The sequence below is a fragment of the Gilliamella sp. Pas-s27 genome (assembly GCF_009795865.1).
GTDB lineage: Bacteria > Pseudomonadota > Gammaproteobacteria > Enterobacterales > Orbaceae > Gilliamella.
This window is the reverse complement of record NZ_WTEW01000032.1, coordinates 1-24,767: the sequence shown is the minus strand read 5'-3', so window position 1 is coordinate 24,767 and position 24,767 is coordinate 1. Positions and strand designations below refer to the sequence as shown.

Genomic DNA, 24,767 nt, shown 5'->3' with positions numbered 1-24,767 from the left:
ACTGGAATTTATTTCACCTGTAGAATTTGAATACAAATTACTAAAAACGGCCTAAGATTGTCTCCAAGTTTTGTTGACCGTTACATTATGATATAGATACCCTATCTTTTGCTTGTGATAGGGTGTTAATTTTGTTTTTTATGTTTATTTATTACTGTAATTTTTTAAATTACTATAAATAACGCAAGAAATTCATGCAATTAAAACATTAATTATCTTAATAGTTCCAATATGAATAAAAAATAACTTTTATCTACCACTATGTTGATAAATAAAATTATCAATCAATCGTGTTTTACCAATATACACGGCTAATGCACATAAGCTGTCTTGCTCAAGAGAGTCTACTGGTTTCAAGGCAGCTAAATCAACAAATTCAATATAATCAACTTTAGCTAGTAATTGCTTTACTATTACGTTATGCATAGCTTGGGTTATTGTAGCTACTGATTTTTCACCTTGTTTAATTTTATCTTTAGCACATTCAATAGCCTGATATAAACAAACTGCAGCTTTACGTTCGGCATCTGATAAATAGCTATTGCGAGAGCTTTTGGCTAAACCATCCGCTTCACGTACAATTGGACAGCCTATAATATCAACATTAAAGTTTAAATCATCAACCATACGTTTAATCACCGCAAGTTGTTGAGCATCTTTTTGTCCAAAATAAGCACGGTCAGGTTGAGTAATATTAAATAATTTGGTTACTACCGTACACACACCTTTGAAATGACCAGGTCTTCTTTTGCCACAAAGCGCATCGGTTAAATCATTAACATCAACATAGCTATTGAAGTTAGCATCATACATTTCACTCGCTGACGGGCAAAAAATAAGATCGACTCCCATCTGCTCGCAGGCGATTTTATCTCGCTCAAGATCACGAGGATAGCTAGCAAGATCCTCTGAAGGACCGAACTGTATCGGATTAACAAAAATAGTAACAATAACTTTTTGATTATCTTTTTTAGCCGCTGCCATTAAACTTTGGTGCCCTTCATGCAAATACCCCATAGTTGGCACAAGTCCAACACTGCAACCAGCTTGACGCCAAGCTTTGACTTGCTTACGCACTTGTTCAATAGTTGTTACAACGTTCATTTTAGTTACCCTTTATGACCTATTGAAAACTCAGATTTAAGTTTTACCATTATTTCGTTATCAATTGCAAACTCATGCTCTGAAGCAGGGAATTGCTGTTCCTTCACTTCTTCACAATACTCGGAAAACGCTTTTTTCATTTGTTCACCAATTGGTGCAAAAGATTTAACAAATTTTGATGAAACACCATCATACATAGAAAGCATATCTTGATAAACAAGCACTTGCCCATCACAACCACCCCCTGCACCAATACCAATAGTTGGAACACTAACTAATTCAGAAATAAATTTAGCTAAATCAGCAGGAACACATTCAAGTAGTATTGCAACCGCGCCCGCTTGTTCAACAGCTAATGCATCAAGAATAATATTTTTAGCATGTTGATATTCTTTGCCTTGAACTTTATAGCCACCTAAAGCAAGCACTGATTGCGGCATTAATCCAATGTGTGCAATAACAGGAATAGAAGCTTGTGTGATCATTTTAATATGCTCACAAAAAGCTTGCCCCCCCTCAAGTTTAACAGCTTGAGCCTGCCCTTCTTTAACTAAACGTCCAGCATTAAAAACGGCATCATATACCGAAGCGTGATAAGACATAAAAGGTAAATCTGTGACAACAAAAGCCGTTTTAGCCGCCCTTGCAACAGCTTTAGAATGGTGAATCATATCTTCCATAGTTACCGATACAGTACTATCATAGCCTAGCATTACCATGCCTAAAGAATCGCCAACCAACAAACAATCTACGCCACTTTCGTCCATCAATTTGGCAGTTGTATAATCATATGCCGTTAACATAGTAATTTTTTGTTTATTTTGTTTACGTTTTTGTAGTGTAAGGATAGTGTTTTTCAAGGTAACAACTCCAATTCTAATTGTCGATAGTCCTTATTTGGATGTTTTTTACGACTAAGATTAACTAAAATTGAGGATAATTGCTTATACAACGGTTTAACATCAGTTGGTATGACAGCTAAATGCTCTTTTATTGTTTCAACATCAGCACGTTCAATAGGACCCGTTAAAGCGGCAATTGTCCCCTCTTTGCAAAGATTTTTTGCATTATCTAAAAATAACATATGCCAAGCTTGTTGACTAAATTCAACATCAAGCCCACATTTTGCGAATAAATCACTTCCTATTTGAGCTAATGCGATAACCTGATTGCTAAGCATTACACAAGCCGCATGATAAAGCGGTTTTTTATCAGCCGACAGTATCGCCATAGGATTTTTTAATGGTTTAAAAACTTGTTGTAATTGAGAAATAGCTGGTTCATTTGCCTCAAGCGTAAAAAACACTTTTGACATGGCGTGATAACAATCAAATCGATCATAGATTGCATATAAAGGATGCAAAGAAAATGCAAAAGGATGAACCGCTTGACGAGATATAAATACGTTTGATGTCAATAATCCGCTGCAATGACCGACCCATTTATTGTCAATAGGTAACTGACAAAGCGTTTGCCAAACAACGGCTATTTGATGATCTGGCACTGTCAAAAACAGACAATCACAATCTCTCACTAGCTTGTCTAACGTTGAATATGCCCGACTTAGAGTAAATTCACTTGCGACTTTAGCTTGTTCATAAGATCGACTATAAAACCCAGCGACCTGCATACCACACAAAGAAAAATACTTAGCTAAAGTGCAGCCTACTTTACCTGCGCCAATAAAACCAATCACCATAATGATTATATATTTTTTATAATTGTCGCATTATAACTAAAAAAACAAAAACCAACCACTAATCAAATCGATTTAATGGTTGGATTTTTTTAAGATTAGTTTTTATTTAAATATGCCCAAGCGTATTGTGCATAAAATTCTGCACCAACAGTCATACCATCTTCATCAACGTTAAAACAACCATGATGATGTGGCCATTGAGTATCTTTATCAGGATTGCCAGAACCGACTAATGCAAATGCACCAGGAATGTTTTCAGTATAATAACTAAAATCTTCACCGCCTGTTGTTGGAGCTTCAAAATAAAGCGCATCTTTACCAAAAGATTGAACAATCACATCTTGAGCAAGCAAGGCACTTTCTTTATCATTAATGACAGGTAAAGTACCATAAATATATTCAACTTCAGCTGTTGCACGATACATTGCGGCAACTTGATTTGCATAACGACGGATCGCAGCTTCAATTTTGTCTCGCACTGCGATATTAAAACAACGAACAGTACCTTCCAAAACAGCATTTTCAGCAATAACATTAAAACGCGTTCCTACATCCATTCGCCCAATTGTCACAACCGCAGGATCCAATGGTGCTATTTCACGAGAAACAATAGACTGCACATTCATAACAAATGCCGAAGCAACCATTACAGCATCAACAGTATCATGAGGCATAGAACCATGTCCACCCTTGCCTTTAAATCTAACTGTTAACAAATCGGCAGACGCAAAACTGGAACCGACAACACAAGAGACTTTGCCGACAGGCATTAGCGCCCAAATATGCATACCAAAAGCACTATCAACATCTTCTAACACACCTTGTTTTATCATACCTTTAGCACCTTGAGCTACCTCTTCTGCTGGTTGAAAAACAAGTCTTACATTACCTTTTAATTGATCACGAATAGCCCAAAGCGCTTTTGCCGCAGTTAATAACATTGCAGCATGAGTATCATGACCACACGCATGCATTTTGCCATCGATAGTTGATTTATAATCGATATTTTGGCTTAACTCTTGTACGGGTAAAGCATCAATATCCGCTCTAAGCAAAATTCTTTTACCGGATTTGCCACCTTCGATATCAGCAATAATTCCAGTTGGCTCAGTTCGGCGATAAGGAATACCGATTTTATCTAATTCTTCTGCTATTCTATCGGTAGTTCTAAACTCCTCCCATGGTAATTCTGGATGTTTATGCAAATCACGACGAAAGGCTATCATTTCACTTACATGTTGTTTAATTAGTGTTTTTATATTCTGATTTATCATCTTTTTACCTTTAAATTTTAATTTATTTAGTCATATTAATGACCAACAATCATACTAACCATTATGCCGGCTAAAATAACCGAAACAATTGTCACAGAAATAAAACCACCGATTAACATTGGTGCTAACATGTGGCTTGTGAGTACCTCTTTTTCTTTTGGATCTTTGGTTAAATGATTAATCACTTCGTTAGTAATAATATAATCTGCTGGGAATCCATATAATGCAGTAAGAGCAATCGAAAATGCCATTTCAGTACTTACTTTCAGTAACTTACCGACAACTATTGAAAAAATAAACATACCAATAACCGCCGCCAAAATAAACACAACTAAAGGCGTAACAAGGCGAAGTAGCATTTCTGGCGTAGCACGATTTAATGTATCAAAAACAAATAACATCAGTCCCATTACGGCTAAACCAAATCCACCTGCTTTTTTTAATGGATGGCGCTCTAAAAAGCCGAATGAAGAAGCTATAACACCAAACAGCAAACAAAGTACAAACGCATTTATTGTTATAACCGGTTTTAACACTTCAGACACGCTGTAAGCTAAAAAGCCAACAATGGCAATGCGTAAAAAGATGAAATAAGAAGAATTATATTGAGCAGGAATCTTTGCAAATAAGCGAGGCATCGGGTTTTCATCAGTTAAGACATCATCATGTTTATCTAAATTAGATTTTTCCTCAACATCTGACTTCCAAGTGCCCTCATGATACTGTTTTAAAACTCTTTTACCTTCACGTTTAAGCATAATTGAAGTAAGAGGATAACCAATAAAGCCTTGCATTATATAAATAATAATAGCAAAAACCGCCAATTCAGCTAATCCTGCGTCAGTTGCCCCTTTAGCCATAATAATCGCCGAAACAATACCACCAACCAAAGGTGGAATAGCAACAATAGTAGTATTAAAATCAAAAAATAGATAACCAACAAAAAAAGCAAAAATAACGATACCTGCAATACCAGCAAGCGAAATTAAGATGGTTTTCCATTGACGTAATAACTCTTTTACCGATAATAACGTCCCCATATTCACAATCAATAAATACATAAACATAACAGCAACTACTGGGGGAATACCTGCTCTAGCAACAATATCGGCGGGGAAGAACGTCCAATAACCGACTAAAAAAAGTATTGCACAAACAAAAACAGAAGGGATCCAAGCTTTAGTTCGCGTTGAAACCATATCGCCAATATAAAGAATTATCAGCAACAACACTAACGCAAGCATCTGTGGCATATTATTCATTGTTGACATAAAAATCTCCATTTTTATTGGTTGATTATAATTTTCAAAATAATCAAAACTTTCTAAGAATGGTTATTATATGTAATTTGTACAAAAATGTTACAAAACTTTTACCATAAATTCATTTATCTCATCTAAAAACAAATTACCATATTTTTCTAACTTAATTTTACCTACGCCTGTAATGTTAATTAACTGCTTTTTACTTTCAGGTTTAGTTTGAACCATTTCTAGTAATGTCGCATCACTAAAAATAACATATGGCGGCACATTTTCGACATCAGCAATATCTTTACGCAATCGCCTAAGATTGTTAAATAAAATTCGCTCTTCATAAGATAAAATCGTTGTTAAATTAATGGATCTTGCATATCGATTTATGCGGCTTTTCTTCACAAGTTCTAAACGAGGTTTAGCCAATGATAATGGAATTTCACCTCTAAGTATTAAACGAGCTTTTTGTGTTAATTGAAGCGTTGTATAGGTTGATATATTTTGGCTTAAATACCCCAAATAAACCAGCTGCCTAATAACACTAAGCCAATAGCTTGATGAGTGTTGCTTACCGATACCATAAACCGATAATTTATTATGCCCCATTTCTTTAATGTGAATACGACCCGAGCCCCTTAAAACATCAATGATATATTGCGCCCCATAACGCTGCTGAACACGATAAACACAAGATAAAACTTTCTGAGCATCAATTAAACCATCATAAAGTTCTGGAGGATACAAACAAATATCACAGTTATTACAAGGTTCAGTTCGTTCTTCGCCAAAATAATTAAGCAAAACAGTACGCCGACAAGTCAAACTTTGTCCAAAAGCGGCCATCGCATTGATCTTTTGTAATTCTACATCTTTATGCTTACCATCCTTTTTTTCGATAGTTTTTTTCTGATACCACTCAAGATCTTTATTATTAAACAACAGTATCGCTTCTGCCGGTACGCCATCACGCCCTGCTCGGCCTGTTTCTTGATAATAAGCTTCAATCGTTCGCGGACAATCCGCATGTACAACAAAGCGCACATTGGGTTTATTAATCCCCATACCAAATGCAACGGTGGCAACAATAATTTGCACATCATCTTTTAAAAAAGCATCTTGTGCTTGTTGGCGCTCTTCGTTAGACAAGCCAGCATGATAGGCCATAACCGAAAAACCACGAGCCGAGAGCTTCGTCGTTATATCTTCAACCCGAGAACGGCTTGAACAATAAATAATACCTGGATTACCTTTTTGAGTTTCAACAAAAGAAACAACCTGCTCAATCTGATTAAACTTTTCAGCGACAGTATAACGAATATTAGGTCGATCAAAACTTCTTACCACAACCAACGGATCAACCAGATTAAGTTGAGTCATAATATCAGCTTGTGTCAACTTATCGGCTGTAGCTGTCAAGGCAACGATCGGCACATTAGGAAGACGAGTAGAAAATTGTCCTAATTGTCGATAATCAGGCCTAAAATCATGCCCCCATTGAGAAATACAGTGCGCCTCATCAATAGCAATTAACGAAGGTGGTTGTTCATTAATTAAAGTAGAAAAACTATGCACACCCAATCGTTCAGGCGAGATATATAGCAATTTTATTGATTTATTTAAATATTTTTCGATAACTTCTTGTTGTTCTGTCGTTGATTGAGAAGCATTAAGATATGCCGCATCAATACCATTAGCTAATAATTGATCGACCTGATCTTTCATCAAAGAAATTAAAGGCGAAACAACAATGGCAGTACCAGATAATAAAACCGCAGGAATTTGATAACATAAAGATTTACCGCCCCCTGTTGGAATAATAACTAAAGTGTCACGCCCATCGATAATAGACTCAATAATTTCCCTTTGCTGGTTTCTAAATGCCTTATAACCAAAAACATTTTGTAGAACATCTTCTATCTGATCTTTTATCGACATACAAACCTAAATACATACGAACGTTTAACGAAATGCGTCGAGTATAGCTAAATTACGTTAAACACACCACTATGAACTTACAATTCATTCCAAACATAAAAAATTCTTAGAAAAAATATGTATTGAATAATCATGTTATGGATTTTTTTAAAATCGAAAAAATTATGTTCATAATACGACCAATCTCGTTCAACAGATTAAAAAAACAGCTATTTTTTATTTTTTTACTTGATACAAACCGATTTGCCCGCTAATATTTACGTGTTTCAAATATACGCCCGTAGCTCAGTTGGTTAGAGCATCACCTTGACATGGTGGGGGTCAGTGGTTCGAGTCCACCCGGGCGTACCATCCTAAAGCCTTATCTTACAAGCCTTTAAAGTGATTACCTAAAACTCAGATTTTATTCATAGGGTAAAACTATAGCAATAACAAACCACCCGAAGGTAGTTTGTTAGCTTACTTGGCTAAAAAATAAATTCAATAAAATCAATACCTTTTCTGACGTTTTTTTTGCTTAAAACTGGGACTTTATTTTAATAGGTGGAATAGGTTGGGATTTCAAAAATAGATTTAAAAGCCCAACTTTTGAAGAGTTGTTCATAGTTACAATAAAGAAACAAACCAAATTGCATAAAAAATTTTAACCACAATATGTCACATAGTATACAGCAATCGCATCAGGGATTGCCGTTTTAAAAATAATACTATTATCTTTTTTATTTATTACCTACACCGTTCAGTAACAAACTTATTCTCATTACCCTGCACTTTTGCTATATGCACATTACGCTCACATTCCCAATTTTCAGGGGCATACATTTGATTCCAAGCCATCATGAGTTTCTTTTCTTGATTTGATAAATTGATTTTATATTTATCAGACATATAAAGATAGGTGCGTGCTATCATTCCACGAATTTCATTACGTGGCTGAAATATGCGAGCTTTAAAATCCACAGCACTTTTACACTGTCCATACTGATTAAATTCTTTAGTAAATTGTGAATAACGATAATTAGATCTATCACCATTCACTTCACCAATAGCGGGTTGTAAATTATGCATATCCCCTTCTATTTGATTAAAGGTAGCATCTTTTTTGCACGCTTTACGCCCACCTTCTTGCCAGCATGTCAGGTGTCTACCAAAATTCTCGGCAGGCATAACGTGTTCCCACTCAATACGCTCAGCTCTAGCCTGATTTTTTCTTGGCTGGTACCCACACTTGCTAAAATCAACAACACTTTTTTTACCTACCCACGAAAATTCGCATCCGCAATAAAATGTCGTTTGATTAGGGTTTGATTTATATAATTTTGTTAGATGTGTTTTGGCTGAATTAAAATTCTGTGCTGAATAAACAAATAACGGAACAAATAAGAGTAAGATAGCTATTTTTTTCATAAAATCCATTTAAAATAAATCCAAAAACTATAAAATTTAATATGTTATATAAAACATCGACTTTTATAGTAGAGCATCCTGCAATAACAACTATCAAGTAAGAAGCTTGATAAAATAAACCCTCAGCTTTTAACTAGGGATTGAAAGAGAAAAAGGATGCATGGATACCTAATTCTCTTGTTTATCATATTGGTATTGTTTCCAGTCTATTAACCAATCAAAGGTAAAGTACCCCGCCAGTAACTTTTAATATATCAACAGGTATTAAATAAATCAAGGTGATATTATTAAAAATTCAATAACTTAAATTCAAACAAAAAGCATCAAAAACAACAGGTAAAGTAGAAAGTTTAAAACAATACGTTGATAATATTGCATTAATTGAATAAGTCAGTAACAGCCTGAGCGAATCCAAGGTTAACTTATTGTTGATGTAGGATAATTTTTGCTTAAAAAGAGTTAAATAAAAACTTCAATAAAATCAATATCTTTCCTGACCGATTTTTTTACAAATAACAGCCTAACCTAATAAATTATTTATAAAAATAAGGCAGCTATATTAAAGCTGCCTTAGAATAATAATTCAAACTAATATATTGTTTTGTTAGAAATTAATTTCGGTACCGACAAAATAACGTCGACCTTCTAAGGTTTTACCGAAATCTTCGTTACTAACATCTTTATCAAATAAATTATAAACACCAGCATAAATCTTAGCTTGTTTGTGTACTTGATAAGATGCACCGATATCCCAGAAAGTGTAGCCTGGGTATTCAACTTTTGTGCCATTACGGTTATTTGATGATTCCATGCCATAATAAGCCATTTTAGCCCATAAATCCCATTGCTGTGAGGCATACCAATCAAGTTGGGTGTTGAATTTTTGTTTAGGTGTGCGGTTTAAAGATCGTCCTTTATATTTACCGCTTTTTTGTTCAGTTTTAGTCCAAGAATAGTTAGAACTTAATAAGAAATCAGTAAATAAAGGTGTTTTGAATGAAAGCTCAAGACCTTTAAGATCGGCTTTACCTACATTTTCACGCCCTTGGACAAAATCAAATCTTTCTTGATATCCTGCTATTTGACATAAGCCTCCTCCTGCTGGACCTTGGCATATATAGTAGCTTTGGATTTTGTCTTTATATTTAGTATAAAACGCCGTAGCCGATGCATCAACACCATAATCGTTGGTGTAACCAACACCAATTTCGAAGTTATCGGATTTTTCAGGTTTTAAATCTGGGTTACCCATAATCATACCTTTATTCCCCGTACCTGCTCCGCCCGTTACTTGCCCCCAATCAGAGACGACTTGACGTAATTGTGGTGTTGCAAAACCTGTTGAATAACCGCCTTTTAAGGTGAAGCTGTCATCAATATTCCACACGCTGTAAACTCTTGGATTCCAGTTGCTACCATAATTTTCGTCTTTGTTATAACGTAATCCTAATGTTAGGCTCCAGTTGTCTAGTAGTCTTAGCTCATCTTCAGCAAATAGGGCATAATTCCAACGATCAATTTTAGTGATCGATTTATTTAACTGATTACCTTTATCGTGTAGCTCTTGGTAATTGTATTTACCACCAATGGTAAGCATGTTAATGCTAAAAGGAATAGTAACACGAGTATCAACATCGGTATTGCGAATTTTCATTTTTCTTTCTGGATTATTATTACCTTCATAAGCAACAAATGAAGTTGTTGATACATCGCCAAATAGACCATTATGTGTTAGCGCAAAGGTGTTGCGACGATTATCACGAAGGAAATCACCTCTAGAAATAGGTCTTGTCTTGCCACCTGTTGATTTACTATTTTGTAATGCACGCCCAAAATCGAGATCAAATTTTTGTGTGTCGGTAGCATTTAATGAAAGTTTGCCATTTATACTGCGCAATTTTTGCTCAGCATGACCGCTTAAAAATTTATCTTCATTACGCTTAGAATATTGGCCATAAAGTTGGATACCTAAGATATCGTCAATCAGTGGTCCTAAAGTTGAAAAACTGCCAGTATAAGTGTTTTTTTCTGCCGAGCGGTATGGTATGACCGATTCTAAACGTACACCACCATGCCATTTATCAGATACTTTTTTGGTGATGATATTAATAACCCCTCCCATTGCATCAGAACCATATAACGATGACATAGGTCCTCGTACTACTTCAATACGTTCAATGGCAGTTAATGGCGGTAACCAACCTTGTTCAAAACCTGAGTTATCGCTATTTGGTCTTGTTTCACGTGTGCTGACTTTTTTACCATCAATTAAAATCATGGTGTATTTGGCATCCATACCGCGGATACTGATATCTGTTGAGTCCCCACCGCCCGAAACGGTGACTCCAGGGATATCTTTTAATGCATCAGTCACATCACGATAAGGTTTATTTTCGATCTCTTTAGGCGTAATAACCGAAATAGTTGCAGGCGCTTCTTTTACTTGCTGAGAAAACCCCGATGCAGTCACAACCATGGTGTCAGTATCCGAATTGCTAGCCGCTATAGCAGTGCTTGATAATGACAACAAAATGCCCGTATTGATGACATGTTTTGCCAATTTAAACTTCTTTTTTGTTTTCATCTATTATAACCCCATTATTTATAATGATATTTATTGTTTTATAATTCATAGCACATTACAGCATTTGATAATGATTATCAATATCTTTAAAAATTATTTAGTGCTGGACATTTCCATTTTTACAAATAATAATGATTATCATTTGTAAATAACATGAGAAAATTGATATGAACAATAAAAAAAAGTTACTTTTGAGTAGTATTGCAGTAATTGTGTTAGGCTTAACAGGATGCCAATCATCAACAATGAATATAACTGCTGATAATCAAACGATAGTGGTGCCTAAAGCACCTAAAAAAGTGGTGGTAATGAATTATGGTGCATTAGATACGTTAGATGCATTAGGTAAAGGTTCGATCGTTACAGCTATTCCTCGATCAGTAACACCATCTTACTTACAACAATTTAATAAGTCTTCAATCGCTGATACTGGCAATATGAAAGAACCTGATATTAATGCAATTAAACAAACTAAACCCGATCTGATTATTATTGATGGTCGCCAAGCAAGTAAGTCCGAAGATTTATCAAAAATTGCCCCTGTTATTAATTTAAGTGTTGATGCTAAAAATTACGTTGAATCAACCAAAAATCATATTCAAGTGCTAGCCAAAATTACAGAAACAGAAAGCAAAGCAGATAATATCATTCAATCATTAGATGAAAAAATCCAAAATACACAAGCCTTAGCTCAATCCAGCGCTAAAAAAGCGATTGTTGTTATTCATAACGATGGAAAGATGATTCTTATCAATTCAAGCTCAAGTGCAGCATTGATTCACGACGTACTAGATGTTAAACGTGCTGTCCCCCTCACCGTTACACCAGCAAATAACGCAATAGGCAAGCCAAAACCAATTTTTGTTGATGATAATTACATTAAATCAGTCAAACCTGATGTTATCTTTGTTGTTGATCGTAGTAAAGCAATCGGTAAACAAGGTATGGCTGAACACTATTTTTCGCAACACGTTCTAAATAAAAGCAAGACACAGGTTGTCTATTTAACCCCTGATCTTTGGTATTTGTCAGGTGGAGGGGCAGAAAGCATAAATCGTCAAATAGACGAAGTCGCTAATGCATTAAAATAGTATTAACTTAATTAGTAAGTTTATCTTCCTATTCTTTCCAAAAGCCTTTATTCTAAATAAAGGCTTTATTTTATGTTACTCAACAACATTCAACCAATAAGTCTTTTATTCAAATTAATTAGTTATTTTCTAATGTTTTTTTAAAACGTATAATAACCAGCGTATCAATCAAAAATTTACCAAACCCACTTATCCACAAACAAATAGAAAAGCTGAAAGAGTAATACGAACTTTAATAGAGATGTGGCATAATCAGTAAATATTTAGCAATTCAAAAGAAAGCAAAAGCTTAAACGCTTATTAATTTTTATAATACCGTTAAACCTCATAAAGCGATTTCAAGGAAAATACCTTGTGAGTATTTAGAAGATTATTTTAATCATGAAGTGTAAACAACTCAGCGTTTTCGTGCAATTTATAGTATGAGAATATTAAGGAAATAAATAAAATGTTACACGCAGTTATTATGAAAAAAAGTCTCAAACTTTTGAAAGAGTATGATAATATTAGAATACCACGAGAAGATATAATTACATCAACTATATTTGGTCCGTTATGTTATTTTCAAGATGAAGATATTTACTTTTTTATTACATCTATAGCGGGAATTAAAACTAATTTAAGTGATGATGTGAATTTGAATGTAAAAGCTAAAATTGATTTTTGGCCGTCTAAGAAGCATACATTCAAAGGTGAAAATAGAACAACTGAACCAGATATAGTCTTTGAATTCAATGTAAATGGTAAAAATGAAATTTATATATTTGAGTTAAAATGGGGCACTTATTCTTTTGGAGAGGATCAGATTGAAAGAGAGTGGAAGGCCTTTAAAATCCCCAAAGAAAAGGGAGCATCTTATTTAGTTTATTTAGCTAATCGAATTGATACGTTTAATTCCGAAAAAGCAAGTCCAGATAAAAATTGGAAAGGCCTAACATGGTTAAACTTTTTAGAAAAAATAAGGAAAATTAAGCCTCAAGTTAATAATAAAAAACTAAAACGTTATTTAAATGATTTAATTAGTTTCTTGAATTGTTTTGATTTTAGACTATTCAAATCTTTTACTAGCTTAAATCTGAAAATAGATTCAAGCTTTAAAAACACGTATCAATATCAAATAATTAAAAGTGATAAATCTTCAATAAGGAACAACTTTAATGTTAACGATGAAAAATAGTATAGCTAGAACGAAAGGTATTGCAATTACTAATGCTTTCAATGAATTGAATAAATTTGCTCATGAAATAGAACTTTTAAAAGCAGCTATTTTGGATAAAATCAGTCCTTGCTTCAAAGAAAATTCTAAGGAATATAAGGTAGATCCAACGAGTAAAACAAGTAATATGCCCAAAATGATAAATAACGATTTATTTTATGAGTGGGTTGGGCTCTCTTTACCAATTTTAAAGATAAAATCTAAAACAGCAATTTCTGGTTATTTGAGCTTTCAGCTATCTTTTAGCGGAGATTCCGTTTTTAATGAGTCGATAAGTAAAACGCCATTCCCATTAATCCATATTATTTATTGGGAAGATAAGTTATATAAAGATTCATACTTTAGGTATCCAATAAGTGAAAGTGAATATTTTTCTGATATGCCAGGTAAGTTTACTTTTATTGATGATGAAAATAATTGTGTCTTATCTTTAGATTATGATAATTATAAAGATATTACTTGCTGGAATTACAGTGTTGAGCTTATGGAAATTAATTCTGATAATATTGAAGAGATATTGTTCAAACCAGCAATTGAATTATTAGAAAATAACAAATTAATTCTAAATAACCATAAAAAATTGAAAGACGTTATTGTACGATATCCGTCGTTAGAGTCAGTGATTACTGAATAGATAATAAATTAATAGCCCCTGTGTATTTACCTATTTTTGAACTACTCTAATTGAGTACAAATATGGTAAATACACAAATTTATTTATAGGATCGACACAAAGTACTGGTGAACATCTATTTGTTAAAACGTGTTATATCCATCGTATCAATCAAAAATTTACCAAAACGGTCAGACCACAAACCAATGGAAAAGCCGAAAGAGAGATATGAACTTAAATAATAGAGATATGGCATAATCAGCAAATATTTAGCAATTCAAAAGAAAAACAAAAGCTCAAACCCTTTATTAATTTTTATAATACCTTTAAACCCATAAAGCATTTAAAGAAAATACCTTGTGAGTATTTAGAAGATTATTTTAATCATGAAGTGTAAACAACTTGGCATTTTCCTACACATTATTAATATACATTTCAAATTATAAAATCGATGTATCAACTATAATGAAATGTGATAAAATGACGACTTCATTTTGATTTGTAAATAACAATTAATAAATGTAGTTTATTAAATTCTCAAACATTACCTCATAAAATATAAAACACTATTATAAATACTATGAATATGTCACCCCCTACAATTGGATTTGTGAGCCTTGGCTGTCCTAAAAACTTAGTTGATTCTGAACGAATTTTAACCGAACTGCGCACGCAGGGATATCAAGTGGTACCTAGCTATGACAATGCCGATTTGGTTATTGTTAATACTTGTGGATTCATTGACAGTGCCGTGCAAGAATCACTCGAAGCGATCGGTGAAGCATTGAATGAAAACGGTAAGGTTATAGTCACGGGTTGTCTTGGCGCAAAAGAAGATCAAATTAGAACTGTTCACCCAAAAGTTCTTGAAATATCTGGTCCACATAGCTATGAAGCAGTTCTAAGCCATGTGAATAAATATGCCCCTAAACCCGAATATAATCCTTTTACTAGTTTAGTTCCAAGCCAAGGGGTTAAATTAACACCAAAACATTATGCCTATCTTAAAATTTCGGAAGGCTGTAATCATCGCTGTACATTTTGTATTATCCCTTCTTTGCGTGGTGATATGGTTAGCCGACCAATCGGCAATGTTTTAGATGAGGCAAAACGACTAGCCGACAGTGGCGTTAAAGAATTATTGGTTATTGCTCAAGATACTTCAGCTTATGGTATCGATATCAAAAATCGTACTAATTTTTGGAATGGAACCCCATTAAAAACCGATATCCAAACCCTTTGCGAACAATTAGCTAACTTAGGTATTTGGGTCAGATTGCACTATATGTACCCTTACCCTAGTGTTGATAATCTTATTCCATTAATGGCAGATGGTAAGATCTTGCCTTATTTAGATGTGCCATTACAGCATGCAAGCCCAGCAGTTTTAAAATCAATGAAACGACCAGGAACCATTGAAAGAACCCTAGAACGCATCCATAAATGGCGAGAAATATGCCCCGATATTACGCTGCGTTCAACCTTTATTGTTGGTTATCCTGGCGAAACAGAACAAGATTTTGAATTACTACTCGACTTTTTGTCGCAAGCACAGTTAGATCGCGTAGGTTGCTTTCCATATAGTCCTATTGAAGGTGCTGAGGCTAATAAACTTGCTGATCAAATTCCTGAAGCCATCAAACAAGAACGTTTTGATCGCTTTATGCAATTACAGCAAAAAATCTCAACACAAAAATTACAAGCTAAAATAGGCAAAACTTTGGCTGTTATTATTGACGAAGTTGATGAAGAAGGTGCTATAGGCCGTAGCATGGCTGATGCCCCTGAAATTGATGGCGTTGTTTATCTAAACGAAGAAAACCAAGTCAAAGTCGGTGATATTGTTCAGGTTAACATTGAGCATTCCGATGAGTACGATCTATGGGGAACGGTTAAACGTTAATTAACACCATGAAACAACATTATAAACATGAAGTAAAAAATCTGGTTAAATTAGCAGTTCCTGTGTTGATTGCACAAGTATCGCAAACCGCAATTACTTTTGTCGATACCATTATGGCAGGGAATTATAGTAAAACCGCCCTATCAGGAGTGGCTATTGCGGTTTCGATTTGGTTACCAACAATTTTATTTGGTCAAGGATTACTAACCGTTTTAACTCCAATTATTTCAAATCTAAACGGCGCAGCTAAACGAGAGCAAGTCGCAGGACACACTCGACAAGGCGTGGTGATTGCGCTGTTTTTATCTGTCATTATGATGTTAATTTTATATCATTCTGACAAAATAATCGGTTTAAGAAGCTCAGCAGATCACCCAATTGATCCTGAAATGTTTGACGTGGCGGTGTCATTTTTACGGGCTATTATGTGGGGAATACCCGCATTTTTATTATTTTTAGTTTATCGTAACCAATGCGAGGGGTTATCTAATACTAAGCCAGCAATGGTTATTATTTTTATTGCCCTACTTGCTAACATTCCGATCAATTATATATTAATTTATGGAAAATTAGGCCTTCCTGCTTTTGGTGGTGTAGGTTGTGGTATTACTGCATCAATTATATTTTGGTTAATGTTTATTTTAATTCGTATATACACATTAACTTCCCCAACCCAACGCGATATTCGAAAAACACCCATCGCCAAGTTAATTGATTTTACAATAATCAAAAAAGTGATTCTGTTAGGTACACCACTGGCGCTAGCTTATTTTTTTGAAATGAGCCTATTTGCTGTAATCGCTTTATTAATTGCACCACTAGGACCCATAACCGTTGCTGCTCACCAAATTATTTTTACTATCAGCAGTTTAACCTTTGCCATACCATTATCCCTTGGAGTGGCAACGAGCATTCGCGTTGGTTATTTACTGGGCAAAAAAAAACCAGCATTAGCCAAGCAAACTGCTTATATCAGTTTAGCGATATCTTTGGCTTTAGCTATCATTGTCGCCTTAATTTTAGTTATCTTTAAAACACCAATAATTACATTATTTACTAATGAGGCAACTGTTATTGCCATTTGTTTACAGCTTATTATCTTATTAGCTATCTATCAAGCATCTGACTATTTGCAAGTTGTGGCAAGTAATGTACTCCGTGGTTACAAAGATACACAAAGTATCTTTTTTATCACGCTCATTTCATATTGGGTTGTGGGATTACCAGTTGGTTATATACTAGGATTGACCGATCTAATTATCAAACCAATTGGAGCTGCAGGTTTTTGGATAGGCATTATTTCGGGACTTGCTGTAGCAGCGATTTTATTAATGGCGAGAATGATCTATATACAAAAACAACCAACGGCAGTAATTTTAAAACGAGCTTCTCGATAATTGTTTTTTTAATATATATTTTATATTCAAAATATTTTAGATTAGAAAATCAGTCATAACCTAAGTGTTAGGTGTTTTTAATATTGGCTAACACTTTTTATATACGATTTTACAATCAAAGTATTACCTTTCGTATTACATTCTAATTTTTGGTTATTAAATAACGAAAAAAGCCATCAACGTCATGTTGATGGCTTTTTTGTCTGTCTAATAGGCTATTTTAATAAGCTATTTGCCTGAGCAATAACATTTTCGACAGTAAAGCCAAATTCTTTGAATAATTGATCAGCTGGACCTGATTCGCCAAAACTAGTCATACCAATTACTTTGCCATTAAGCCCTACATATTTATACCAGTAATCACTAATACCCGCTTCAATTGCAATTCTTGCTGATACTGATGATGGTAATACTGATTCTTTATAAGCTTGATCTTGTTTATCAAATGCATCAGTTGATGGCATTGACACTACGCGTACTTTTTTACCCGCTTGTGTCAATTGTTGATACGCTTCAACAGCAAGCTCAACTTCTGAACCTGTCGCGATAATAATTAATTCAGGAGTACCTGTACAATCATTTAAGATATAACCACCACGATATACATCAGCTAATTGATGAGCTGTGCGATCTTGTTGTTTAAGATTTTGTCTTGAGAAGATCAATGCCGTCGGACCATCTTTACGTTCAATCGCATATTGCCAAGCAATTGCTGACTCGACTTGGTCGCAAGGACGCCAAGTGCTAACATTTGGAGTTACCCGTAAGCTAGCCATTTGCTCAACAGGTTGATGCGTTGGTCCGTCTTCCCCCAAACCAATTGAATCGTGTGTATAGACAAATAATGAACGGATTTTCATTAATGCGGCCATACGAATAGCATTACGTGCGTATTCCATAAACATTAAGAATGTTGCGCCATAAGGAATAAATCCTCCATGCAATGCAATACCGTTCATGATCGCTGACATACCAAACTCACGCACACCATAATGGATATAGTTACCATCAGGATTAGCTAAAATTTCTTTAGAGCCTGACCACATGGTTAAGTTACTTGGTGCTAAATCTGCTGAACCACCTAAAAACTCAGGTAATGCAGGAGCAAAGGCTTCGATAGCATTTTGTGATGCTTTACGAGTGGCAATTGTTGCTGGGTTTGCTTGTAGTTTATTGACTACATCGTTAGCGATTTGTGACCAATCTGCTGGTAGGTCACCATTAACGCGACGTTTAAATTCTTTGGCTAAATCAGGGTAAGCCTTAGCATAAGCGTCGAAACGAGCATTCCATTCGTCTTCGCGTTGTTTACCTTTTGCTTTGGCATCCCAAGCATCATAATAGTCTTTAGGAATATCAAACGCTGGGTGATTCCAACCTAGTGCTTTACGGGTAGCTTCGATTTCGGCATCGCCTAATGGTGCGCCGTGGCTTTCATGGCTACCAGCTTTATTTGGTGAACCAAATCCAATCACTGTTTTACACATTAGTAACGATGGTTTATCACTTACTGCTTGCGCTTGTTCGATCGCTTCTTTTAAGGCGTCAGCATCATGACCATCAATACCACGAATAACATGCCAACCATAAGCTTCAAAACGTTTTGCTGTATCATCGGTAAACCAACCTTCAACCTCACCATCAATTGAAATACCATTATCGTCATAAAATGCAATGAGTTTGCCAAGTTTTAATGTACCCGCTAATGAACACACTTCGTGCGAGATTCCTTCCATCATACAGCCATCGCCCATAAACACATAAGTATGGTGATCAACAATAGTATGACCTGCTTTATTAAATTGAGCTGCTAATGTTCTTTCAGCGATTGCCATACCTACAGCATTAGCGATACCTTGGCCTAATGGACCTGTAGTTGTTTCAACACCTGGCACATAACCATATTCAGGATGGCCTGCAGTTTTTGAATGCAACTGACGGAAATTTTTAAGATCATCAATCGTCACATCATAACCCGTTAAATGCAATAGGCTATAGATCAACATAGACGCATGACCATTTGATAAAACAAAACGGTCACGATCAGCCCATTTAGGATTAGTTGGATTGTGTTTTAAAAAGCCACGCCAAAGCACTTCAGCCATATCCGCCATCCCCATAGGTGCACCAGGATGCCCCGATTTTGCTTTTTGCACGCCATCCATGCTTAATGCCCTTATCGCATTCGCCAGTTCGCGGTGAGATAGTGTGGTTGCATTCATGTCATCATCTCCAAAAAATTTTGAGTTAAAATTCGTTAATACCTGCAAGGTTAACATCACTTGCAAAATCGTTAGTCAAATTAACGAAAGGAAATTGTATAAAAATGGGGAGCAAACTCCCCAATTATTTTAAATAATTATAGCAGTGTGCTAATCATGTCTTCTAATTTGCCTTGGTCAACGGCAAAAGCACGAATGCCTTCAGCAAGTTTTTCAACGGCCATAGCATCACTATTATGTTGCCATCTAAATTCAGCTTCAGTCATAGGGGCAGGACGAGCCACTACAGATTGATTTGGGTTGAGTTTTTGAACAACAGGGGCATTTGATTGTTGCATTTCGGCCAGTAAATTAGGTGAAATTGTCAACCTATCACACCCAGCTAACGCTAAAATCTGATCAACTTTACGGAAACTTGCTCCCATCACAATGGTTTTATAACCATGTTGTTTATAATAATTAAAGATATTACGAACAGAAACAACACCCGGATCTTCATCTGCCACATAAGGGTCGATTGGCTTTTTAGCTTGATACCAATCATAAATGCGACCAACAAAAGGCGAAATTAAAAAGGCATTTACTTCAGCACATGCACGAGCCTGAGCGAATGAAAACAATAACGTTAAATTACAATTGATACCTTCTTGTTCAAGCACTTCTGCTGCTTTAATACCTTCCCACGTTGATGCGATTTTAATTAAGATACGGGACTTATCAATGCCCTTTTCTTTATAAAGTGAGATTATTTTACGAGCCTTTTCAATGCAGCCTTGTTTATCAAAAGACAAACGGGCATCAACTTCGGTCGAAATTCGCCCCGGAACGCTTTTTAAAATCTCTGCACCAATATTAACCGCAACCTGATCACATGCATTAACTAATTGTTCTTCTTTGCTACCACCTAACTTTTTAGCAGTTTGCACAGCAGAATCAATTAAATAACGATATTGAGGAAGTTGTGCTGCTTTTAAAACAAGAGAAGGGTTAGTTGTTGCATCTTCAGGCGAAAACTGTTTAATCGAATCGATATCACCTGTATCGGCGACCACTACGGTTAGCTTTTTAAACTCATCTAATTGACTCATACTATTTGTCCTCATACAGCGTTTTGTTTCAATGGAAGCATAATAACATTTATTCAATAATAAAACGACTTTGTCATCACTATATAGTCGATAATAAACAAATATCACTAAATGTGAATAAAATTAGCTAGCATAAGGCTTTATCAAAATAAATTTTTTTATTGAGCGGTTTATTATTGCTGTTTCTATCGTTCAAATAAATTCAATTATGTGAACTGAATCACAAAATAAAATTAGCTTTTTTTCCGCAAAACAGCAAAATAATTAACTCCAAACATATTCAACGTGGTGGGTAAAGTCACAACTTGAACAAGAATGACACTGATTTGTTTGGCAAAATAGCGGTTGATTTTGCTCTGCTAACTTTATCGTCCCCTTCTTAATCCAAAAAGCCAGCATTTGAGTAACAGCACTTTCTGGTAAGCGGAAATGACGTGCAATATCTTGCAAAGATGCACGACCTTTTAACTGCACATAATCACGAATTGATGTTATTAACATGGCTATAATTAAAACCGCAGGCGTTACCCTGCGTATTTTTCCTCTATATAATGTTTTACAAATTAACCTAACAAATTTATTGACAACATGTTGTTTTTTTATCATCAGATAAATTAGACACGATGTGTTGATTAAAAGATAAATATCGCCCAAAAGCACGCATGGACAATAATGCAACAACAATAAATGTACCGCATCCCAACAACCACCAAACTGCCACAGGCGAATGCCCAAGCAACGTAAATTGATAATAAACGGTTGCCATTAGCCATGCTATGCTAAAAGTCCAAATGGCTACAAATAAAGTCCATTTAAAGCCAGCCTCGCGGTACACGGCACCTAGTGCTGCAGCACAAGGCGTATAAAGTAAAATAAAAATCAAATAACTCATCGCAGCTGAAGATGAGCCAAATGCATATTTCATTTGTGAAACAGTTGTCGAATCCACCGCTAAATCAGATTGGAGCGAATCAACATCCTGAGAAACATTAGAAACACCTAACGGATCTAAAACTGCATCAGATAAACTAGCCAAATTTTTAGGAATTGTGGCTAGCGCATCGCAAATATCTTGCGATAAACTCCATGACTTAGTTTGTTCACTATCGTCATTCATCGAATAAAGCGAATTCAATGTTGCAATGACCGATTCTTTAGCAAAAATACCCGTAAAAATTCCCACTGTTGCTGGCCAATTATCGTGTTTAATGCCCATCGGTGCAAAAGCTGGCGTAATAGTTTGACTGACAACAGAAAGCATAGAATCTTGCGAACTTTCATGCTTAAACAAACCATCACTGCCCCATGAATTAAGTACACTTAATACTGTCACCATTAACACAATGGCCTTACCTGACCTAAAAACAAACGACTTTAAACGCTGCCAAGTCAAACTAACTAAGTTGTGCAATGTTGGAATGCGATAAACAGGCATTTCCATAATAAATGGTGTGAGAGGACCTTTTAATAAGGTAAATTTGAGCACAAACCCCGTTACCATTGCCACTGCTATACCCAATAAATATAAAGCAAATACCACAATGGCGGCATTTTTAGGGAAGAATATCGCCGCAAATAAAGCATACACTGGCAATCTGGCCCCACAAGACATAAAAGGGATCATACAAATTGACATAATACGATCGCGTGTACTTTCTAACGTTCGAGTCCCCATAATCGCTGGCACGCCACAGCCAAATCCGACTAACATTGGCACAAACGCTTTACCAGGCAAACCAACACAACGCATGACACGATCTACCATCATTGCAGCACGTGCTAAATACCCCGAATCTTCTAAAAACGATAATCCCAAAAACATTGCGCTAATGACTGGAATAAAGGTCGAAACCGTTTGAATTCCTCGACCAACGCCATTAGCTAAAATCGCCGTAAGCCAATTAGGAGCATTGATAGCATGAAGAAGTTCAGCCGTGCCATCAACAAAAATCGAGCCACAAAGCACATCAAAAAAATCAACAAAAACTGCGCCAAAATTAGTCGCCAGCATAAACATGGCATACATGGCTAACAAAAAAAATGGAATCCCTGTCAGACGACCCAAAGTTATATTATCCAGCAAATTAGAAAACCGACTATTAAACTCACGCGGTTTATCAATCACTTTTTTACAAATTGCATCAATGGTGTCATAACGGGCGCTAGCTAGTGCGATATCAATTTCGTTATCACACCATGTTGCGAGCGATAATCGACAATTTGCTAACACTTCACGATCCAATTGTGGCAAATTACAACGAGAATCATCTAATAACACATCCATCAATTGCCAACGATTAAACTGACGCACCACACTCTCTTTAGGCAATTCGTCAATATAACAACTAATCACCGCTTGTGCCTCATCACTAAGTAAATCTATCGACGGTTGCACAAGCTGTGGATGGCTTACCATTGATTCAATGTTTTGATAAAAATACACCAATCCTGTTTTTTTGGTGGATGATATCGCAACGACTGGGCAACCCAATAACGTTGATAACCTATCGATATTAACCTGTTCCCCCATGGCTTTAAGTGCATCACACATATTCAAAACGACTATCATTGGCAGTTGTAAGTCAATTAGCTGACAAGTCAAATACAAACTACGCTGTAAATTCGTGGCATCAATAATATTGACAATAACACTATCCTGTTCAGACAACACAAACTGACGAGCAATAAGTTCATCTTGCGACACACAAAGAGGATCAGGTTCGATTGAATAAGTACCAGGTAAGTCTATAACCTCATATTGTTGATTATGATAAGTAAAAACGCCCGTTTTACGCTCAACTGTCACACCGGGCCAATTTCCTACACGTTGTTTTGAACCAGTTAATAAATTAAACAACGTTGTTTTACCACAGTTTGGATTACCAATTAACGCTATTTTCACGCTTTTACCTCCATCACTTCAATAGCTTGTGCTTCTTTGCAACGCAAACAAAGTGAAAAACCACGCATTTTAATTTCAATTGGATCACCAAGAGGGGCAATACGCACAGCCATAACCTTGCAACCGGGCGTAATACCCATTGAAAGTAACTTTCGACGAAAAGGCAACGATTCGGGTAACAATCGAGTAATCACCGCCTCGTGCCCTAAAGGTAATTGATTAAGAGTAAAAGATGACATTATGCTTCCTAAAAATGACGATAATATTGATAAAAGCAATCGTATAAAATCAAATATGCTTATTTTAAAAAAAATCAACGTTATTTTTAGTTTAAAAATGCGAATTATTCTCAATAACAATAAATAAAGAGTAAAAAAATCGCAAAAATGCCTAACCGTTAGATATAAAACCTTAGATGCATCCTATTTCATATTTATAAGTAGAGAAAATCAATAATATCAACATTTTTGATTATGATAATAAAAACAGGCATTTTCCCGCATAAAAATCAGTCAGAAAACATATTGATTTTATTGAATTTTTTCTTTTTTAAATTAGTGACTGTAGCTTTTTTTTCCAGTCATTAATCCATTTACTTTCAATTTCAGAAGAATAGTTTTTTATAATATAATAGTCATCTATATCATGGTGAGAAATGAAACACTGATCTACGCATTGACAAATCCAAATTAAAAAATCTTTTATGTCAATATCATTTTTTGCTAGATATATATATTTTTCTACATTTTCGAGCATGAGTTCAATTAAATTGGAATAAAAAAAACCTTTTTCAAATAGTGAATAACAAAAAGTATCTTCTATTGAATCATCTCTATTCTGTAAGATTTTATTTTTTAATTCATTTTTCATGTATAAATCTGTTTCAACGACATTATTCAACAATAAATATATTTGTATAAAAATACCAAAAAATTGATTGAAATCCTAGGTTTTTTTATGGGCTATAGGCTTATCACGCGGCTTAATCCGGTCAAACAGTTTATGTAACTCAGCTAATTTTTGGGGCACGTTATTCCCAAAGGATTCAGGATCATTTTTCCTAGCTTTAGCATATT

Annotated in this window: 19 protein-coding genes and 1 tRNA gene; 6 read left to right on the top strand and 14 right to left on the bottom strand. The window is 35.2% G+C overall.

Going from position 1 to position 24,767, the window contains the following annotated elements:
* Positions 1–249: 249 nt before the first annotated feature.
* The 6 genes from panC to recQ all read right to left on the bottom strand — a co-directional run bounded on the left by panC (position 250) and on the right by recQ (position 7,268).
* A complete protein-coding gene (gene panC, locus GQ589_RS10665) occupies positions 250–1,104 on the bottom strand; it encodes a pantoate--beta-alanine ligase (protein ID WP_160426097.1) in 855 nt (284 codons plus the stop codon).
* 5 nt (positions 1,105–1,109) lie between these two features.
* A complete protein-coding gene (panB, locus tag GQ589_RS10660; protein WP_160426095.1) occupies positions 1,110–1,964 on the bottom strand; it encodes a 3-methyl-2-oxobutanoate hydroxymethyltransferase in 855 nt (284 codons plus the stop codon).
* Entirely contained in the window at positions 1,961–2,803 is an 843-nt protein-coding gene (locus GQ589_RS10655; RefSeq protein ID WP_160412860.1) for a Rossmann-like and DUF2520 domain-containing protein, read from the bottom strand. Before GQ589_RS10655 ends, panB begins: the two co-directional genes overlap by 4 nt.
* 95 nt (positions 2,804–2,898) lie before the next feature.
* Entirely contained in the window at positions 2,899–4,074 is a 1,176-nt protein-coding gene (locus tag GQ589_RS10650) for a M20 family metallopeptidase (protein WP_370519439.1), read from the bottom strand.
* Positions 4,075–4,112: 38 nt separating this feature from the next.
* The gene (locus tag GQ589_RS10645) at positions 4,113–5,330 is read right to left on the bottom strand and encodes a hypothetical protein (protein ID WP_160426099.1); all 1,218 of its coding nucleotides are present in this window, start codon (positions 5,328–5,330) and stop codon (positions 4,113–4,115) included.
* A 108-nt stretch (positions 5,331–5,438) separates the two neighbouring features.
* The gene (recQ, locus tag GQ589_RS10640; protein ID WP_160426093.1) at positions 5,439–7,268 is read right to left on the bottom strand and encodes a DNA helicase RecQ; all 1,830 of its coding nucleotides are present in this window, start codon (positions 7,266–7,268) and stop codon (positions 5,439–5,441) included.
* A 274-nt stretch (positions 7,269–7,542) separates the two neighbouring features.
* Between recQ and GQ589_RS10635 the strand changes: the two genes are divergently transcribed.
* Positions 7,543–7,619, top strand: a tRNA-Val gene (locus GQ589_RS10635).
* Between the two features lie 375 nt (positions 7,620–7,994).
* Here GQ589_RS10635 and GQ589_RS10630 read toward each other — a convergent pair.
* Both GQ589_RS10630 and GQ589_RS10625 read right to left on the bottom strand, forming a co-directional pair.
* On the bottom strand, positions 7,995–8,684 hold the full coding sequence (locus GQ589_RS10630) for an endonuclease (protein ID WP_160426091.1): 690 nt from the start codon (positions 8,682–8,684) through the stop codon (positions 7,995–7,997).
* 595 nt (positions 8,685–9,279) lie between these two features.
* Positions 9,280–11,259 (bottom strand): TonB-dependent receptor domain-containing protein, encoded by a 1,980-nt coding sequence (locus GQ589_RS10625; protein WP_160426089.1) that lies wholly within the window; start codon positions 11,257–11,259, stop codon positions 9,280–9,282.
* A 167-nt stretch (positions 11,260–11,426) separates the two neighbouring features.
* On the opposite strand from GQ589_RS10625, the gene GQ589_RS10620 reads away from it, so the two are divergent.
* From GQ589_RS10620 to GQ589_RS10600, 5 genes are all read left to right on the top strand, one after another.
* On the top strand, positions 11,427–12,350 hold the full coding sequence (locus GQ589_RS10620; RefSeq protein ID WP_160426087.1) for a siderophore ABC transporter substrate-binding protein: 924 nt from the start codon (positions 11,427–11,429) through the stop codon (positions 12,348–12,350).
* A gap of 448 nt (positions 12,351–12,798) precedes the next feature.
* A complete protein-coding gene (locus GQ589_RS10615) occupies positions 12,799–13,527 on the top strand; it encodes a hypothetical protein (protein WP_160412894.1) in 729 nt (242 codons plus the stop codon).
* Positions 13,508–14,200 (top strand): hypothetical protein, encoded by a 693-nt coding sequence (locus GQ589_RS10610; RefSeq protein ID WP_160426086.1) that lies wholly within the window; start codon positions 13,508–13,510, stop codon positions 14,198–14,200. The genes GQ589_RS10615 and GQ589_RS10610 overlap by 20 nt, the downstream gene beginning before the upstream one ends.
* 565 nt (positions 14,201–14,765) lie before the next feature.
* Positions 14,766–16,082: a 30S ribosomal protein S12 methylthiotransferase RimO gene (gene rimO, locus GQ589_RS10605; protein WP_160399668.1), complete on the top strand. Its 1,317-nt coding sequence runs from the start codon at positions 14,766–14,768 to the stop codon at positions 16,080–16,082.
* An 8-nt stretch (positions 16,083–16,090) separates the two neighbouring features.
* Entirely contained in the window at positions 16,091–17,479 is a 1,389-nt protein-coding gene (locus GQ589_RS10600) for an MATE family efflux transporter (protein WP_160426084.1), read from the top strand.
* A 215-nt stretch (positions 17,480–17,694) separates the two neighbouring features.
* On the opposite strand, the gene tkt is transcribed toward GQ589_RS10600, so the two are convergent.
* The 6 genes from tkt to GQ589_RS10570 form a co-directional block, all read right to left on the bottom strand.
* Positions 17,695–19,701 (bottom strand): transketolase, encoded by a 2,007-nt coding sequence (tkt, locus tag GQ589_RS10595; protein WP_160426082.1) that lies wholly within the window; start codon positions 19,699–19,701, stop codon positions 17,695–17,697.
* A gap of 137 nt (positions 19,702–19,838) precedes the next feature.
* On the bottom strand, positions 19,839–20,789 hold the full coding sequence (gene tal, locus GQ589_RS10590; protein ID WP_160399665.1) for a transaldolase: 951 nt from the start codon (positions 20,787–20,789) through the stop codon (positions 19,839–19,841).
* A gap of 264 nt (positions 20,790–21,053) precedes the next feature.
* Complete coding sequence (locus GQ589_RS10585; protein WP_160426080.1) at positions 21,054–21,290, bottom strand: FeoC-like transcriptional regulator; 237 nt, start codon at positions 21,288–21,290, stop codon at positions 21,054–21,056.
* A 76-nt stretch (positions 21,291–21,366) separates the two neighbouring features.
* The gene (feoB, locus tag GQ589_RS10580) at positions 21,367–23,691 is read right to left on the bottom strand and encodes a Fe(2+) transporter permease subunit FeoB (RefSeq protein ID WP_160426078.1); all 2,325 of its coding nucleotides are present in this window, start codon (positions 23,689–23,691) and stop codon (positions 21,367–21,369) included.
* A complete protein-coding gene (locus GQ589_RS10575; RefSeq protein ID WP_160399662.1) occupies positions 23,688–23,930 on the bottom strand; it encodes a FeoA family protein in 243 nt (80 codons plus the stop codon). Before GQ589_RS10575 ends, feoB begins: the two co-directional genes overlap by 4 nt.
* A gap of 310 nt (positions 23,931–24,240) precedes the next feature.
* A complete protein-coding gene (locus GQ589_RS10570) occupies positions 24,241–24,561 on the bottom strand; it encodes a hypothetical protein (RefSeq protein WP_160426076.1) in 321 nt (106 codons plus the stop codon).
* Positions 24,562–24,767: the final 206 nt, after the last annotated feature.

What these genes read in the sequence shown, in the direction of transcription:
- recQ (WP_160426093.1), bottom strand. Translation starts at nt 7,268, where the DNA reads ATGTCGATAAAAGATCAGATAGAAGATGTTCTACAAAATGTTTTTGGT.
- GQ589_RS10625 (WP_160426089.1), bottom strand. Translation starts at nt 11,259, where the DNA reads ATGAAAACAAAAAAGAAGTTTAAATTGGCAAAACATGTCATCAATACG.
- GQ589_RS10585 (WP_160426080.1), bottom strand. Translation starts at nt 21,290, where the DNA reads ATGTTAATAACATCAATTCGTGATTATGTGCAGTTAAAAGGTCGTGCA.
- tal (WP_160399665.1), bottom strand. Translation starts at nt 20,789, where the DNA reads ATGAGTCAATTAGATGAGTTTAAAAAGCTAACCGTAGTGGTCGCCGAT.
- GQ589_RS10630 (WP_160426091.1), bottom strand. Translation starts at nt 8,684, where the DNA reads ATGGATTTTATGAAAAAAATAGCTATCTTACTCTTATTTGTTCCGTTA.
- GQ589_RS10645 (WP_160426099.1), bottom strand. Translation starts at nt 5,330, where the DNA reads ATGCCACAGATGCTTGCGTTAGTGTTGTTGCTGATAATTCTTTATATT.
- rimO (WP_160399668.1), top strand. Translation starts at nt 14,766, where the DNA reads ATGTCACCCCCTACAATTGGATTTGTGAGCCTTGGCTGTCCTAAAAAC.
- GQ589_RS10600 (WP_160426084.1), top strand. Translation starts at nt 16,091, where the DNA reads ATGAAACAACATTATAAACATGAAGTAAAAAATCTGGTTAAATTAGCA.
- tkt (WP_160426082.1), bottom strand. Translation starts at nt 19,701, where the DNA reads ATGAATGCAACCACACTATCTCACCGCGAACTGGCGAATGCGATAAGG.
- panC (WP_160426097.1), bottom strand. Translation starts at nt 1,104, where the DNA reads ATGAACGTTGTAACAACTATTGAACAAGTGCGTAAGCAAGTCAAAGCT.
- GQ589_RS10620 (WP_160426087.1), top strand. Translation starts at nt 11,427, where the DNA reads ATGAACAATAAAAAAAAGTTACTTTTGAGTAGTATTGCAGTAATTGTG.
- GQ589_RS10610 (WP_160426086.1), top strand. Translation starts at nt 13,508, where the DNA reads ATGTTAACGATGAAAAATAGTATAGCTAGAACGAAAGGTATTGCAATT.
- GQ589_RS10655 (WP_160412860.1), bottom strand. Translation starts at nt 2,803, where the DNA reads ATGGTGATTGGTTTTATTGGCGCAGGTAAAGTAGGCTGCACTTTAGCT.
- GQ589_RS10570 (WP_160426076.1), bottom strand. Translation starts at nt 24,561, where the DNA reads ATGAAAAATGAATTAAAAAATAAAATCTTACAGAATAGAGATGATTCA.
- GQ589_RS10575 (WP_160399662.1), bottom strand. Translation starts at nt 23,930, where the DNA reads ATGTCATCTTTTACTCTTAATCAATTACCTTTAGGGCACGAGGCGGTG.
- GQ589_RS10615 (WP_160412894.1), top strand. Translation starts at nt 12,799, where the DNA reads ATGTTACACGCAGTTATTATGAAAAAAAGTCTCAAACTTTTGAAAGAG.